Annotated in this window: 15 protein-coding genes and 1 pseudogene; 7 read left to right on the forward strand and 9 right to left on the reverse strand. The window is 74.2% G+C overall.

From position 1 onward, the window contains the following. The first annotated feature begins 121 nt into the window (after positions 1 to 121). Positions 122 to 1,048, forward strand: a complete 927-nt coding sequence (locus GA0070603_RS30730) for a LysR family transcriptional regulator (RefSeq protein ID WP_091321215.1) — start codon at positions 122 to 124, stop codon at positions 1,046 to 1,048. Here the strand turns inward: GA0070603_RS30730 and GA0070603_RS30735 are convergent. Beyond that, the gene (locus GA0070603_RS30735) at positions 1,031 to 1,873 is read right to left on the reverse strand and encodes a LysR family transcriptional regulator (RefSeq protein ID WP_091321217.1); all 843 of its coding nucleotides are present in this window, start codon (positions 1,871 to 1,873) and stop codon (positions 1,031 to 1,033) included. The two genes, GA0070603_RS30730 and GA0070603_RS30735, sit on opposite strands and share 18 nt — an antisense overlap. A gap of 71 nt (positions 1,874 to 1,944) precedes the next feature. On the opposite strand from GA0070603_RS30735, the gene GA0070603_RS30740 reads away from it, so the two are divergent. Next, positions 1,945 to 3,186, forward strand: coding sequence for an MFS transporter (locus GA0070603_RS30740; RefSeq protein ID WP_091322469.1), 1,242 nt, complete (start codon positions 1,945 to 1,947; stop codon positions 3,184 to 3,186). Positions 3,187 to 3,588: 402 nt separating this feature from the next. On the opposite strand, the gene GA0070603_RS30750 is transcribed toward GA0070603_RS30740, so the two are convergent. Continuing rightward, entirely contained in the window at positions 3,589 to 4,365 is a 777-nt protein-coding gene (locus GA0070603_RS30750; protein ID WP_091321219.1) for an arsenate reductase/protein-tyrosine-phosphatase family protein, read from the reverse strand. A 133-nt stretch (positions 4,366 to 4,498) separates the two neighbouring features. Here GA0070603_RS30750 and GA0070603_RS30755 point away from each other — a divergent pair, with 133 nt between their 5' ends. Continuing rightward, complete coding sequence (locus GA0070603_RS30755; protein ID WP_091321221.1) at positions 4,499 to 5,023, forward strand: SigE family RNA polymerase sigma factor; 525 nt, start codon at positions 4,499 to 4,501, stop codon at positions 5,021 to 5,023. Further along, positions 5,020 to 6,189, forward strand: a complete 1,170-nt coding sequence (locus GA0070603_RS30760) for a hypothetical protein (RefSeq protein WP_091321223.1) — start codon at positions 5,020 to 5,022, stop codon at positions 6,187 to 6,189. Before GA0070603_RS30755 ends, GA0070603_RS30760 begins: the two co-directional genes overlap by 4 nt. Positions 6,190 to 6,222: 33 nt before the next feature. Here GA0070603_RS30760 and GA0070603_RS30765 read toward each other — a convergent pair whose 3' ends face one another. Next, the gene (locus tag GA0070603_RS30765; RefSeq protein ID WP_091321225.1) at positions 6,223 to 6,537 is read right to left on the reverse strand and encodes a TraR/DksA family transcriptional regulator; all 315 of its coding nucleotides are present in this window, start codon (positions 6,535 to 6,537) and stop codon (positions 6,223 to 6,225) included. A gap of 31 nt (positions 6,538 to 6,568) precedes the next feature. Further along, complete coding sequence (locus tag GA0070603_RS30770) at positions 6,569 to 7,384, reverse strand: rod shape-determining protein (protein WP_091321226.1); 816 nt, start codon at positions 7,382 to 7,384, stop codon at positions 6,569 to 6,571. 607 nt (positions 7,385 to 7,991) lie between these two features. Here GA0070603_RS30770 and GA0070603_RS30775 point away from each other — a divergent pair. After that, positions 7,992 to 8,222: a cation:proton antiporter regulatory subunit gene (locus GA0070603_RS30775; RefSeq protein ID WP_091321229.1), complete on the forward strand. Its 231-nt coding sequence runs from the start codon at positions 7,992 to 7,994 to the stop codon at positions 8,220 to 8,222. A 4-nt stretch (positions 8,223 to 8,226) separates the two neighbouring features. Here GA0070603_RS30775 and GA0070603_RS32280 read toward each other — a convergent pair whose 3' ends face one another. From GA0070603_RS32280 to GA0070603_RS30790, 4 genes and pseudogenes are all read right to left on the reverse strand, one after another. After that, a complete protein-coding gene (locus GA0070603_RS32280) occupies positions 8,227 to 8,445 on the reverse strand; it encodes a helix-turn-helix domain-containing protein (RefSeq protein ID WP_341864957.1) in 219 nt (72 codons plus the stop codon). A gap of 208 nt (positions 8,446 to 8,653) precedes the next feature. Then, a pseudogene (locus tag GA0070603_RS32285) lies at positions 8,654 to 9,454 on the reverse strand (RsbRD N-terminal domain-containing protein); the annotation flags it as partial. Between the two features lie 79 nt (positions 9,455 to 9,533). Then, positions 9,534 to 9,953 carry a PPOX class F420-dependent oxidoreductase gene (locus GA0070603_RS30785; protein ID WP_091321232.1) on the reverse strand — a complete coding sequence of 140 codons (420 nt, stop codon included), beginning with the start codon at positions 9,951 to 9,953 and terminating at the stop codon, positions 9,534 to 9,536. A gap of 51 nt (positions 9,954 to 10,004) precedes the next feature. Further along, positions 10,005 to 11,207: a D-alanyl-D-alanine carboxypeptidase family protein gene (locus tag GA0070603_RS30790; protein ID WP_091321235.1), complete on the reverse strand. Its 1,203-nt coding sequence runs from the start codon at positions 11,205 to 11,207 to the stop codon at positions 10,005 to 10,007. A gap of 490 nt (positions 11,208 to 11,697) precedes the next feature. Here GA0070603_RS30790 and GA0070603_RS30795 point away from each other — a divergent pair, with 490 nt between their 5' ends. Beyond that, positions 11,698 to 12,099 (forward strand): hypothetical protein, encoded by a 402-nt coding sequence (locus tag GA0070603_RS30795; protein WP_091321236.1) that lies wholly within the window; start codon positions 11,698 to 11,700, stop codon positions 12,097 to 12,099. A gap of 97 nt (positions 12,100 to 12,196) precedes the next feature. Here GA0070603_RS30795 and GA0070603_RS30800 read toward each other — a convergent pair whose 3' ends face one another. Beyond that, entirely contained in the window at positions 12,197 to 12,679 is a 483-nt protein-coding gene (locus tag GA0070603_RS30800) for a nitroreductase/quinone reductase family protein (protein ID WP_244282664.1), read from the reverse strand. Between the two features lie 273 nt (positions 12,680 to 12,952). Here GA0070603_RS30800 and GA0070603_RS30805 point away from each other — a divergent pair, with 273 nt between their 5' ends. Then, complete coding sequence (locus GA0070603_RS30805) at positions 12,953 to 14,068, forward strand: RICIN domain-containing protein (protein WP_091321238.1); 1,116 nt, start codon at positions 12,953 to 12,955, stop codon at positions 14,066 to 14,068. Positions 14,069 to 14,158: the final 90 nt, after the last annotated feature.

A 14,158-nucleotide genomic window follows, 5' to 3' on the forward strand; every position in this document is an offset into this window, starting at 1 on the left:
GGGTTATCGCTCACCGCCACCCGCGGCTCCACGGTCGCGTCCCCGCCACCGCCGTAGACTTCTGGGCCGCGTACGTCAGGACGGGTCGCGGACGCGCCGAGGACGGGGGAGAGACGGCCGAGTGGAGCTGCGGGACATCGAAATCTTCCTCACGCTCGCCGAAGAGCTGCACTTCGGGCGTACGGCCGAACGTCTCCGGGTGTCCCAGGCGCGCGTCAGCCAGTCGATCAAGCAGCAGGAGCGCCGGATCGGCGGCGCCCTGTTCGAGCGGACGAGCCGGAGCGTGCGGCTCACCCCGCTCGGCGAGCGGCTCCGTACCCGGCTCGACGTGGGTTACGGCGAGATCATGGCCGGCCTCGACGAGGCTTCCGCCACCGCTCGTGGGCAGGTCGGCACCCTGACCGTCGGCACGTTCGACGCGCAGGCCCAGGAGATCGCTTCCGTTCTCGACCTGTTCCGGCAGCGGCATCCGCAGTGTGAGCTGCGCATGCGCGAGATCCTTCCCAGCGACCCGTTCGGCGGGTTGCGCTCCGGCCGGCTGGACGTCGGGGTGATCTGGCTGCCGGTCCGCGAGCCCGACCTCGCCGTGGGACCCGAGCTGTTCACCGAGCCGCTGGTGCTCGCCGTCGCGCCCGATCACCCACTCGCCGGGCGGGGCCAGGTCGAGATGGAGGATCTCGGCGACTACCCGGTGGTGTATCCGGACGGGCCCGTCCCGGACTACGTCTGGGAGGCGCACACTCCGTCCGTGACACCGGCCGGGCGACCGGTCCGCCTCGGAGCCGCCGTGGCCACCCTCGCCGAGGCGTTCACGGCGATCAGCGCCGGCGGTGTCATCTCGCCCGTCGGGTCGTACTCGGCCGTCTCCCGGGTGCGCCGGGACATCACCTTCCTGCCCATCGTCGACGGACCGGTCCTGCGCTATGCGCCGGTGTGGCGCCGCACCGGTGTGACGCCGCTGGTCCGTGCCTTCGTCCGAGCCGCCGCCGACGCGCCGGCCCGCACGGATGACGCAGACCGGCCGCGGAACTCAGATCATGCGTCGTAGCGCGGTCTCCACGGCGTCGATCAGCGGATCACCGTCGCTGCGGGGGTGCCGCGCGAGACCCAGTTCGACGTCCGGCAGGGTGGGCAGGCCCCCCGCGTCGTGGCAGGCCATGGCCGGTTCGAGGTTCGCGGGCATGAGCGCCGCGACGCCGAGTCCGGCCCGTAGCGCGGCGAGCACCCCGACCAGGCTGTTGCTCTCGAACGCCACCCGCCAGGGCCGGTCGGCGCGTTCCAGCGTCTCCAGCACCGACGTACGCCAGGAGCAGGTGCCCGAGAACAGCACCACCGGCAGCGGATCGGCCGTCACGTCCACCCCCTGACCGACGGCCCAGACCAGCGGGCGGCGTACCGTCCAGCGCGCCGGCCCGGGGAGGTCCGGCGCCTCGTCGAGCACGAGTTGGACCCGGCCCCCGTCGTACGCCTCCCGCATCGCGCTGTCGGAGAGGCTGAGCACCTCCAGCCTCGCGCCGGGGTGCAGCCGGGCGAGGTCGGCGAGGGCCTGCGGAAGCCGCGACGCGGCGAGGTCTTCGAGCAGCCCGATGCCGCAGCGGCCGGTGAGCGCGCGCCCGGTCTCGGTGAGCGCCTGCGCGGACAGCGAGAGGATGCGTTCGGCGTACGGCAGGAGTTCCGCGCCCGCCCGGGTCGGCGAGACACCGGACGGCGACCGGTGGAGCAGCGGACGGCCGACGACGCTCTCCAGCTTGCGCAACTGCTGGCTGAGGGCGGGCTGGGTCTGCCCGAGCGCGGTCGCGGCGCGGCTGATGCTCCCCGCCCGCACGGCGGTGACGAAGGTGCGCAGCAACGCGGTTTCCAGATCCCTTGCCATAAGAACCCATTATGCAAGCCCCAACAAAATAAGCGGTTCCTATGGCGCGATGGACGATCTAGCGTCGGGTGGTGACGAGATACCGGGACGTGCTCGCCCTGCCCGGGATGGCGGCGCTGCTGGGCGTGTCGCTGCTGGCCCGCGCCGCGATCACGGCTGACGTGCTCGCGCTGACGATGTACGTGGTGCTCGGCCTCGGCCTGAGTTACGCCGCGGCGGGCGGTGTGGCGGGGGCGCTGACCGCCGGGGTGGCACTGGGCGGGCCGCTGCTCGGCCGCATGATCGACCGGCGGGGCCTGCGTACCGTCCTGCTGGCCACGGTCGCGGTGCAGGTCGTGTTCTGGCTGAGCGTGCCGCACCTGCCGTACGGGATCCTGCTCGGCGCCGCCTTCGTGGCGGGTCTGCTGATGGTGCCGGCCCAGGCGGTGACCAGGCAGGCGATCGCCGCGATGACGACGGCGGAACACCGCCGGACCGCGTTCGCGCTGGAATCGGTGCAGGGCGAGTTGTCGTACCTCGTGGGCCCCGCGGTGGTGATCGTGGGTGCGGCCGAAGCGTCCCCCTCGGCGGTGGCCTGGGGGGTCGGCGCCGCCGTCGCGGCCGGCGGAGTCGGGATCGCCGTGCTCGACCCGCCGCTGCGCGCCGAGGGCGAGGCGGCTGCCGGGGCGGGCCGGCGGCCCCCGCGCCGGGAGTGGCTCGGCACCGGCATGGTCGCCGTGCTGACGATGGCGTTCGGCGCCACGACGCTGCTCAGTGGCGTGGACCTCGCCATCGTCGCCACGCTCCAGGAGGCGGGCCAGGTCTCGTGGGCCGCCGTGGTCGTGGCCGTCTTCGGCGTCTCCTCCGTCGCCGGCGGGCTTGTCTACGGCGCGCTGCCCCGGCCGCTGCCCACCTGGTTGCTGCTCGGCCTGCTGGGGCTCGTGACGATTCCCGCCGGTCTCGCCCACGACTGGCCCTGGTTGTGCGCGGCCGTGGTGGGCGCCGGGATTCTCACCGCGCCGACCCTGTCCACGGTGGCCGACGCGGTGAGCCGGCTGGCGCCGGCCGGCGCGCGGGGCGAGGCCACCGGTCTCCAGTCCTCGGCGCAGAGCGCGGGATTCGCGCTCGGCTCCCCCCTCGTCGGGGTGGCGATCGACGCCTCCGTGCCGGCGGGCGGCTTCGCGGCGGCCGGGCTGGCCGCCCTCGCCGCCGCACTGACCGGAGGCCTGCTGTCCCGCCGCGCGTCCCGAACGCGGCACCCGCTCACCGAACCGCGCCGCGTGGAGGTGCCGGACCGCGAGCCGTGCCGGGTCGACGCCGGTGCTCCGCGCTGAACGGATCGCGGCGGGCGGTCACGGTGCGGCCGCCGCCGGTTGGAACAGTTCGATCAGGTTGCCCGCGGGGTCGGCCAGCAGGATCTGCCGCCCACCCGGGCCGGCGACGACGTCGCTGCGGAACGGCAGCCCGGCCGCCCGGTGCCGCTCGATCTGGGCGGCCAGGTCGTCGACGACGAGGTGGACGGTTGCGGCCGGGCTCGGCGGCGTCCTCCGGCGTGGCCCGGGCGCCCGAGCTGGCGGGCCCGGACAGCAGCAGCCGCAGGGGGCCGCGGAGCACCTCGGCGAAGGCGGGTGCGGCGTCGGCGCCCAACCGGAAGTCGAGGTGGGTGGTGTAGAAGTCGACGGCTGCGGCGACGTCGTCGACCAGGTAGCGGACGCTGGCGTACTCGTGGCTTCCGGTCATGGCGGACCCCCTTGCTCGAGGACGGGTAGCAGATGGCGGATGCGGGTGTCGATGTCGGCCGCGGTGCGGGTGAAGGCCGGGTGGCCGGCCTGCTCGCCGTCGCCCGCCGACGCGGGGTCGGGGATGCTCCAGTGGATGCGGCGTGGGTGCCGCGGGAACTCGGGGCAGACCTCGCGGGCGCGGTCGCACAGCGTGATCACGTAGTCGAACCGGCGGCCGGCCAGGGTGTCCAGGTGGCGCGGGCGTTGGTCGGCCACGTCGATGCCGTACTGGTCGCGCAGTACCCGCACGCCGCCGGGGTGCAGTCGCGGGCCCGGTCGGCTCCCGGCGCTGACCGCCTCGACGCGTCCCGCCGTGTGCCGGCGGAGCAGGGCCTCCGCGATCGGTGAGCGGCCGCTGTTGCCCGTGCAGACGAACAGCACGGCGAGGCGGCGCGACCGCCGGGGGCGGACAGGCGGCGGTGGTGGGCCGATGACCGGACGCAGGGCCGGGTGCAGGGCGGCACCCGCACCGGCGAGCCCTTCGGCGCAGCGGTCCAGATCGAGGTGGTAGTAGCTGTCGCGGCCGTCGAAGCTGCTCCGGGTGGCGGCGACCAGACCGCCGTCGCGCAGCAGCCGCAGGTGGTAGGACACCAGGTTCTGCGCCTCGCCGGTGAGCGTGGCCAGCTCCCGGACCCGCAGGTCGCTGCCGGCCAGCTCGGTCAGCAGCCGCCAGCGCAACGGATGGGCGGCCAACCGCAGGAAGGCGGGAGGGGCCGGCCCGGACGCATCCATGCCTCAGAAGATACATCAAATCGGTTTGATGTATCGCGGCGACGTCGGACCTGGTGCAACCTTCCTCCCGGCGGCCGCCGACATAGAGACGACCGGAGCGCCACGGCCCACGCCGGCAGGACAGGGGAGCAGCATGCGGCCCGACCTCGAACGGGAGTACGTCGAGTACGTGACAGCGCGGTTACCGCGGCTGCACCGCACCGCGTACCTCCTCTGCGCCGACGCCTTCCAGGCGGACGACATCGTCCAGGCGACGCTCACCGCCCTCTACCTCAACTGGCAGCGGGCCGCCGGCGCCGACAACCTCGACGGCTACGTGCACCGGATCCTCGTGCGCCGGTACCTCGACGAGCGGCGGCGCGGGTGGACGAGAGTGCTGCTCGGAGACCGGCTGCCGGATCTCCCCGTCCCCGCGGAACAGGGCATCGAGGAGCGGGACGTGCTGCTGGCGGCGTTGCGCTCGCTGCCGCCGGGGCAGCGCGCGGTCGTGGTGCTGCGCTACTTCGGCGACCTCTCCGTCGAGGCGACCGCGGAGGCTCTCGGCTGCTCGGCGGGCAACGTCAAGAGCCAGTGCGCGCGGGGGCTCGCCGCGCTGCGCGAGGTGCTGGGCACCGGGCGTCCGGTCGTGATCGCACAGGGGGAAGGGGCTCGGCCATGAACGACGAACAGGAACTGCGGGAACGGCTGCGCGCGATCGAGGTGCCGGCCAGCCGGATCGAGATCGACGGGCTGGTGCGCGCCGGCCGCCGGCGCGCCTTTCGCCGCCGCTCGGTGGCGGGGGCCGGAGGCGTGGCGCTGGCGACAGCCCTGCTGCTCACGGCGCCGTCGGTCCTGACGACGGCGGGCACGCGGCCCGACGCCGCGCCGGCGGGCGCCTCGCCGGGCGCCACCGGTCCGACCGGCGCGGGCACCACCGCGGCGGCCGCGCCCGCCCCGTGCCAGCCGAGCGAACTGCCCCTTCCGGCCGGGATGAGGAACGTCACGGCCGCCGGCGTCGACCCCACCGGACGGTACGTGGTCGGCAACGACGTCGTCGGACAGGACTTCCGGCCGGTCCTGTGGACCGACGGGAAGCCGCAGGCGCTCCCGGTGCCCGGCAGGTCCGTCGAGGTGACCGCCGTCAACGCCGCCGGCGTCGCGGTCGGCCTGGTCCAGGACGGGCGACAGGAGTACGTCTTCCGCTACCAGCACGGTGCTTCCACGCGGCTGCGCACCCCGCCGGGGAACTGGCACGTGTACCCGAGGCCGGCGATCAACGCGGCCGGCGACGTCGTCATCAACGCCGAGCCGAGCGGCAACTCCGGTGGCGAGGACAGCGTCGTGCTGCTCTGGCGGGCGGGCGCGACGCAGGCGGTGAAGCTGCCGCTCCCGGCCGGCGCCAACGCCTTCGACATCACCGACGACGGGACCGTCGTCGGCGCGCTGTACCGGGACGGCGTCGCGAGCGCGGCGTACGCCTGGGATCAGCAGGGCAAGGGCCGGAAGCTGGCGGCGCCGGCCGGCGAGACGGCGGCCGGCTACGCGGCACAGGGCGACTGGGCGACGGGCGGCCTGTGGCCGTCCCGGTCCGCGGCCCTGTGGAACCTGCGGACCGGCGCGCTCACCCGGCTGACGGCCGACGGTCCCGGCGACGCGGTCAACACCTCCGGCTGGGTGGTGGCCGCCGGCGTCCTCCTGCGCGACGGGGCGGCGGTCGAGCTGCGGGTGCCCGGCGGGCGGACCGGCCTGGCCGTGGCCGTGTCCGACACCGGGCTGGTCGTGGGCCTGGCGCGGCCCGGCGGCGACGGCGCGGAGAACGCCGGCCCGCGCGTGTGGCGGTGCTGACAGCCTGACGCGCCGGCGCCGCCGGCCGGCCGGTCAGCCACGCTGCTGGCACGGTACGCAGAACCGGGCCGAGGGCCGGATCTCCAGCCGAGCCGTCGGGATGTCCCGGCCGCAGCCCTCGCAGACGCCGTAGGTGCCCTCGGACATGCGCTTCAGCGCCTGGGCGGTGTCGGCGACGCCCTGCTGGGCCGCCTCGATGAGCCGGCGCAGGGTGTCCGGGTCGTGGCCGCCGTGGCCACGCTGCCGCGAGAGCAGCGTCAGCTCCGTCAGCTGGTCGGTGTGCTCGACGAACTGGCGTTCCAGCACGTCCCGCAGCGTCTCGGTGCGGTCGTCGAGGGTGTCTGTCATGGTCGTGGTCCTCTCCGGTGGAAGGTCTGGTTCAGTCGCTCGCGGGGTGTCGGATCGCCGCGACGGCGGCCATACCGGCGCCGGTCAGCGCGGCGGTACGCGGTGACGCGGCACGGTGCACCGTCGCGCCCAGCGTGGCGACCAGCCGGGCCGTGAGGTCGGGTCGGGTGGCTCCGTCCCCGACCACGATCACGCCCCGGCCCAGGGAGGCGCGGACCAGCGGCCGCAACGCGGGCTCCTGTCGCAACTCGCGGATCAGCCGGGTCGTGGTCTCGGCGAGCATGGCGGCGGTCACCGCGTGGTTCAGGTCGCGGGTGCCGACCTCGGCGCGCCGGGCGGCGACCACCCGCCCGTCCTCCAGCAGGGCCACCTCCGTGAGCTGGGCGCCGATGTCGGCGAGCAGGAGGGTGCCGGCGGCGGCGCCGGCGCCGATGGCGCCCGCGCGCACGCTGTCGACGAAGAGCAGCCGGGACGGCGCGAGTACGGCGTTGAGCACGCGGCGCGTCGCCTCCTGGTCGGCCGGGGTGGCGAGTACCGGACGGCACGCCACGACGAGCGCCCCCACCGGCACCGGGGTGCGCTGGTCGCGCAGCAGCCGCCGCAGCTCGGTGGCGCAGGCCGGGCCGTCGACGACCCGGCCACGCCGCACGACAGGTGTCCGCAGGCCCTGGCCGACCGGCACGCTCAGCACCCCGCCGGGTCCCAGCCAGATCCGCAGCTGGGCGCTGCCGAGGTCCACGGCGATCGGCTCGGGGCGGACGGCCACGACCGGGCGGGTGGTGTGGGACCGGCCGACGAGCATGCCGGTGCGGGCGGGAACGTGAACGGAAGTGGCGTTGCCGGACATACCGACCTCATTTACGTAGCGGTGCACAGCCGTCCGGTGGACGGCGCGGGATGCGGGGGGACGGGGTGGCCGGGCCCGTCCGCGGGCGACCGTCAGGCCGCCGCGCTCGACGGCGTCAGCCTTCCGGCGTCACGGGCGTCGGCGGTCCGCCGGCGGCGGGGGAACGTGGCGGTCCGGGACGGGGCCGCCGCCGGCCGGACCGGGAATCCGGGCCGGTCCGAGCCGGGACAGCGGCGGACGACAGGCGGACACGGGCGGCGTGGCCACCGGCGTGCGGGTCGTCATCACCGCCTCCTCGCTGTTGGTTCGGGTACCGCGTCGGACCTCCAGCGTCGCCCGCAAGCAGAGGGTTGGCATTGCGCGTGGCCGGCAAATAACAGCGCGCCCGATTGCCGGCCGCCGGAGGGCGTCATCGCTTCCCGTCCGGCCACCGTCACCGGTCGTGGTCGTCTCGCTTCCGGGGGTCGGCTCCGGGAGGCGTCCCTGTCTCGGGGCTCCGGCGCGGTGTCCGGCGGTTCGGGACAGCCGCTCGACAGTCCACCGCGTTGCCGTAGCGCCGACCCGCTCCCGGCCGGCCCTGGCAGCCGTCCCGCAAGGAGCGCTCCCTGTGAACATCGAACGCACGACGCTGCCCGGCATCGGGGTACGACACACCTTCACCACCGGACAGGGCCGCCGGATCGGCATCGTGGAGTACCAGGTGGGCGACCGCCGGGACATCGTCCACGACGACCCCGACGATCCCGACCGCATGGTCAGCCTCACCCTCACCCGGAGCGAGGCCAGCGCGTTGGCCGCCCTGCTCGGCTTCCCGGAACTGGTCGCCGTCGCGGCCTGAGCCGCTAGGCCGCCAGCGGCCGGCGCGGCCAGTCCAGGGCCCGCGCGCCGAGCACGGCGGCGTGCAGGGTGAACCGGTCCCGGGGATCGGCCGGGTCGTAGCCGCTCAGCGCCCGGATCCGGTCCAGCCGATAGGTGACGGTGCGGACGGACACGTGCAGGCGGCGGGCCGCCTCGGTGGCGACCTCGCCGCAGGCGAAGTACTCGTTCAGCGTGTCCAGCAGCGGCTCGACACCGCCCCGCCTGACCCAGCGGTGCCAACACCGCCTGCACGAGGTCCACCATGGCCGCCTGGTCCCGCAGCAGGACGCGGTAGATCAGCAGGTCGTGGGCGTCGATCACCGGTGTGTCGGCGTGCAGTCGGCGCGCCGTGGTCAGCGCCTCGCGGGCCTCCTCGTAGGAGCGGGCGATGCCGTAGACACCCGGGTGCGGGCGGCCCACCGCCACCTGCCACGGCCGGCCCCGCACCAGGCGGTCCAACTCGCCGTGCATCAGCCGGCCCAGATCCGCCACCGACCCACCGTCGCCCCCGCCCCGGCCGGGCGCCACCGTGTCCGCCGGGGCGATCACCACGAGCAGCCCCTCCTTCGTGGCCACCAGCACGTCCCGGTCACCCAGCCGGTCGAAGATGACCCTCTCCAGCGCGCTGATCGCCGTCTCGGTGTCCGGCAGCCGATGACCCGGCGAGGCGAGCGCGACCTGGTGCACCCGGGCCAGATCCAGCCCGAACGGCTCGGCACGCTCCACCAACCCACCGAGGTCGGAGTCCCCACGCAGCAGGTCGTCGACGAGTTCCCGGCGCAGCGTCTCCTCGCGGCGGACCAGTTCCCGTCGGGCCGCCGCGTAGCCCTCGGCGAGAGTGGCCACCGCGGTGTCGACCACGTGGAGCACGGCGTCCGCCGCCGCGCGTACCGTCTCGCTGTCGGTGGACCGGGCCAGGTGCGGCAGGTGCCGCCACAGCCGCCGTGCCGCGGACAGGTAGAGACGGACCGCCCGGCCCGCGGACACGCCCTGCTCGGCGGCGCGCCGGCCGAGCGCGCCCACCGCGTCGAGTTCGCCGCGGCGCGGGCGGCGGCCGGTCATCGCCGCCTCGGTCAACAGCCGCAGGTAGTCGCCGAGCAGTTCCACCGGCACGCCGCCGGCGTCGGCGCTGGCCCCACGGGCCACCTCGGTCAGCCACCCGTCGTCGCCGTGGGCCCCGGCCGGAGCCGGTCGCCGGGCGCTCTCGCTCATCGCGGTCTCCCCGAGCGGGGCCGGCACCGGACACCGACCCGATCCGTCCAGCCTATGGGCGCGGCCCCGACGCGTCGGGTCAGCCGATCTGGTTGTTGTCCTTGAGCGCACCCCACCCGTGCCAGCGGTCGATCTCGATCAGCGCGCTGACCCGACGGCGGTCCCGCCGCGGATACGCCCTCCCCGTGTAGTGCTCGGCGAGCCGGTCGATGTCGGCCAGGTCCTCGTCGTCGTGGAGTTCGACGACCCGCCCGACGATCGTGACATGCGTGTACCAGGCCTGCTCGTCCAGCACCGTCAGGGTGACCCGGGGGTCGTTGCGGATGTGGTCCAGCCGGCGGCGGCCCTCGTCCATGTTCACCAGGATCCGGCCGTCCTTCCACAGGTACCAGGTGGCCGCGGAGACCGGCTGGCCGTCGGGTCGGACCGTGGCGATGACGGCGGGGTTCGCCTTCCGGAGCATGGTGATCGCGGGTTCGGGCAGCGGCGGCTTCGACATGGCTCTCCTCTTCGCGGCGGCGTGACCTCCGCAATGTACGCAACCGCCCGGCTACGGTCTGGCCGCCGCGCGCGCCGCCCTCCGTCGCCAGGGGACCGCCAGGAGCAGGACGGCCAGGGCGCCGGCCGCGCCGGGGCCGAGGATGATCAGCCACGGCATCGACCGCCCGGTCCGAGCCTGCCCGTGCTGCTCGGCTCTGACCTGCTGGGCGACGGGGCGGTCGGGCTTCTTCTCGTCCGGTGTCACCAGGCGACCGACCGACGCGCCGGAGGGAAGCGCGAATCCCCAGTTCAGCAGCGCCGCGGCCTCGCCGAGGCTGCCCAGCGGCGCGGTCTCCGCGCCGAGCAGGGTGACGGCGAGCCGCCGGCCGTCGCGTTCGGCCACCCCCACGTACGTCTGCCGTGCCAGGTCGGTGAAGCCCGTCTTCCCGCCGAGCGTTCCCGGGTAGTGGTCCAGCAGCGTGTTGTCGTGGGTGATGGCGAACCCGGGCCGGCCCGGCTCGGCCGGTATCTCCGCCACCCGGGTGGCGACGTACCGCCGGAAGTCCGCGCGGGCGTAGGTGGCGCGCGCGATCAGCGCCAGGTCGTACGCGCTGGTGTACTGACCGGGACCGTCCAGGCCGGACGGTGTCGCCGCGTGGGTCTGGTTGGCGCCCAGGCGGTGCGCCTCCTCGTTCATCGCCTGCACCCCGCCCTGCCGGCCGGCGGCGCCGCCCCCGACGCGGGCCAGCACGTTGGCGGCGTCGTTCCCCGATCGGAGGAGGAGCCCCAGCCACAGGCTCTCGACCGAGTAGCGGCCGCCCGGCACCAGCCCCATCACCGAACTTGCCGGATCGAGGTCCTGGAGGTCCGCCCGCGTCACCTCGACCACCTGTTTCGGGTCGAGGTGGGGCATCAGGGCCGCGGCGAGCAGCATCTTCTGCACGCTGGCCGGCGTCCGGTGTTCGTGCGGGCCGCACCCGCCCAGCACCGTGCCGCTGTCGAGGTCGGCCACGACCCACGAGGTGGCGGTCACCGCCGGGGCCGCCGGCGCGCCGGCCGGAATGGACAGTCCGGCCGTCGCCAGCGACTGCCCGCCGACGGCCAGGTCCGCGGGTGCGACTGGTGGCGGCGACGGTGCGGCGGGCGGGGGCACCGGCGGCTTCACGGCCGGGCAGGGCACGTACGGCGCGGCCGCCTGCGCCGGTGCCGCGGGCGCGACGGGTGTGGTCACCAGGGCGCTGAGCGCCACCGCGACGATCCTGATGATGGTCACGTCAATGCACCGTAATCGCCATGCGTGCGGCGCCGGCCCGGTTGCCGAAAGTGGTCCGCGGAGGGGCGGGAATTCCGGCCTGGGCCCGGCCGGCACTCCTTCGGCCGCCTTGTGCCCGTCCGCGAGGCTTCCGCGCCCGTGACGATCGGCGCTCCAACGGTGAACCGGCACAGTCGGGACATCCTCCGGCCTGCCCGAACTACGCGGTCGGGCCAGGAGGGGATGAGCGGGCGGTCCGGCGCTCATCCGTGGCGCGGGACGACAGACGAGGTCAGGTGCGGCGCGACGCCCCGAACAGGAACCACCCGCGCACCGCGCAAAGCTGGCGCGGCGTACACCCGTCGCGCTCGGCCTTTGATCTTGCCGACCGTCCACTGTGGGATCATGGTGGCTCGTGCGCGCGGTCTCCGCGCCGGAGCATCTGGAGGAATGTGTGCGTGCATCAGCGCGACGACTGGCCATTGCGAGTGTCACCGCGACCGTTGCCGCGGTGACACTCGCCTCGCCAGCGCGGGCGGCGACGAATCCGTTCACGGCGGCCCAGGCGTGCAACAACGACTTCGGTGGCTCGTGGGCCTACGCCAGTGACGGGCACCGGTCGATCTACGCCTCGGACGGCACCAAGGTGGGCGACGTCTACCTCATGTACAACGGCGCGAGCGGCTACAACTGCGTCGCCACCCTCAAGCGGGTCGCCGTCGGCTCGACGACCGGCGTCTCCGCGGGGATCCGGGTGGAGGGCAGCTCCTGGGTCGACGACTCCGGGAGCTACAAGTACTACGCCGCGATCCAGCGTTCCGCCGTCGACAAGTGTGTGATGTACCGCGGTGAGGTCCTGTACGGCACGAGCTGGCAGGGCGCCGGCCGGTCCAGCTGGGGCAACTGCGGCTGAGCCGCCACCGCCGTCGGCCCTCCGGCCGGTCCGAGGACGAGCCCGTGGGTCACGCCTCGGACCGGTCGCGGGCCGGCGGAACCGCCGCGGTGCCGGGTCAGCCGGGCCGGCGCTCGACCCGGAACACGGGGTAGCGCGCAGCCACGGCCTCGAACTCGCTCACGGGCGCGGCCGGGTCCACGGGGATGTGCGGGCGAGCGCCCGGCGCCTTCCGCACGTAGCGCCGCAGGATCGGCGCGCGGTCGCCGGCCGGCACCTCGACCAACCGGCAGGGCGTTCGACGACGCCGGTGGATGATCGCCCGGCCACCGTTCGCCCGCACGTTGCGGACCCAGTTGCACTGCTCGCCGAGCATCGACACCAGGAACCAGTGGCCGTCGTGGTCGGCCATGCCCAGTGGGAAACCGGTGACCCGGCCGGTGCGACGCCCGGGAACCTCCAAGGTCACCCACCGCTTCGGTGCCAGGCCCAGGCGGAACACCGCCGCCCAGAACCGCGCGAACCGCCGGGCCGTGGCGTCGCCCCGGCCGCCGGCGTACATCCGCCGGGCCGCGCTGTCCGACACCAGCCATCCGGCCATTCCGCCTCCTCAGAGAACGCCCGGCCGCCCGATCGTACCGTGACGGCCCTGCGTGATGCGGGCATGGCCGGCCGTCGGGATGCGGCGTCGTCGAAGCCCATGTGATTTAATCAGCAAGCATCGATGTTATCGATAACATTTGGTCGGGGTCCCCGCCTCCGGGGCTGTGGCGCCAGCCGAGTCAGCGCTTGCTGGCCGCCTGCAGCGGCGGCAACGACCAGAAGTGGAGCCGGGGCTGACGCCCCGACCAGCGGCTACCGGGAAGGAACGATCATGCGCACAACGGCACGATGGCTCGCGGGGTGCGCCGCAACGGCCGTCCTGGTCACCGGCGCGGTGGCCCAGGCCGGCCCGGCCGGCGCGGAATCCAACGGTGGGGTACGGGTGATGCCGCTCGGTGACTCGATCACCGAGGGCACCCAGGTGCCCGGCGGCTACCGCATCGGCCTGTGGCAGCGCCTCGCCAACGGCCGGTACACCACCGACTTCGTCGGGTCCCAGTACAACGGGCCCGCCGCTCTCGGGGACCACGACCACGAGGGCCACCCCGGCTGGCGCATCGACCAGATCGACGCCAACATCGTCGGCTGGCTGAACACCTACCAGCCGCACACCGTTCTGCTGCACATCGGCACCAACGACATCCTGCAGAACTACAACGTCGCCGGCGCGCCGAACCGGCTCTCCGCGCTTATCGACCACATCACGAGCACCGCCCCCGGGGCCGAGGTGTTCGTCGCGCAGCTGACCCCGTTGGCCAACAGCGGCCAGGAATCAGCCGTGCGCGGCTTCAACGCGGCCATCCCGGGCATCGTGCAGAGCAAGGTGAACGCCGGCAGGCACGTCCACCTCGTCGACATGCACACCGCCGTGACGACGGCCGACCTGATCGACGGCATCCATCCCACCGCCAACGGCTACGACAGGATGGCCGCGGTCTGGTACAGCGCCCTGCAGGCGGCGCCCGGCAGCATCGGCACCCCGGGTGGCGCCGGTGGCTCGGCCACCCAGGTCGTGGGCGCGCAGTCCGGGCGGTGCCTGGACGTCCCGAACGGCAGCACCACCAACGGCACCCAGGTGCAGTTGTACGACTGCTGGGGCGGCACCATGCAGCGCTGGACATACACCTCGGCCAGGCAGTTGCAGGTGTACGGCACCAAGTGCCTGGACGCCGAGGGCGGTGCCGGCGCGAACGGCACCCGCGTGATCATCTGGGACTGCAACGGCGGCGCCAACCAGCAGTGGAACATCAACGCCGGCGGTACCATCAGCGGAGTCCAGTCGGGACGCTGCCTCGATGCGTACAACTTGGGCACCGCCAACGGGACGAGGATCGTTCTCTGGGACTGCCACGGCGGCGCCAACCAGCAGTGGAGCCTGCGCGGCTGACAGCTTCGCAGCGTGGCCGTACGAATGCGGATGTCCCGGTGCTCCCTGGGCGGGAGCACCGGGACATCCGGTTCAGCGGGCCGATCCTCA

This window comes from Micromonospora chersina (assembly GCF_900091475.1).
Lineage (GTDB): Bacteria > Actinomycetota > Actinomycetes > Mycobacteriales > Micromonosporaceae > Micromonospora > Micromonospora chersina.

Coding starts and splice junctions, on each gene's coding strand:
- GA0070603_RS30735 (WP_091321217.1), bottom strand. CDS start 1,873: ATGGCAAGGGATCTGGAAACCGCGTTGCTGCGCACCTTCGTCACCGCC.
- GA0070603_RS30755 (WP_091321221.1), top strand. CDS start 4,499: ATGCGGCCCGACCTCGAACGGGAGTACGTCGAGTACGTGACAGCGCGG.
- GA0070603_RS30750 (WP_091321219.1), bottom strand. CDS start 4,365: ATGGATGCGTCCGGGCCGGCCCCTCCCGCCTTCCTGCGGTTGGCCGCC.
- GA0070603_RS30770 (WP_091321226.1), bottom strand. CDS start 7,384: ATGTCCGGCAACGCCACTTCCGTTCACGTTCCCGCCCGCACCGGCATG.
- GA0070603_RS30805 (WP_091321238.1), top strand. CDS start 12,953: ATGCGCACAACGGCACGATGGCTCGCGGGGTGCGCCGCAACGGCCGTC.
- GA0070603_RS30765 (WP_091321225.1), bottom strand. CDS start 6,537: ATGACAGACACCCTCGACGACCGCACCGAGACGCTGCGGGACGTGCTG.
- GA0070603_RS30760 (WP_091321223.1), top strand. CDS start 5,020: ATGAACGACGAACAGGAACTGCGGGAACGGCTGCGCGCGATCGAGGTG.
- GA0070603_RS30800 (WP_244282664.1), bottom strand. CDS start 12,679: ATGGCCGGATGGCTGGTGTCGGACAGCGCGGCCCGGCGGATGTACGCC.
- GA0070603_RS30785 (WP_091321232.1), bottom strand. CDS start 9,953: ATGTCGAAGCCGCCGCTGCCCGAACCCGCGATCACCATGCTCCGGAAG.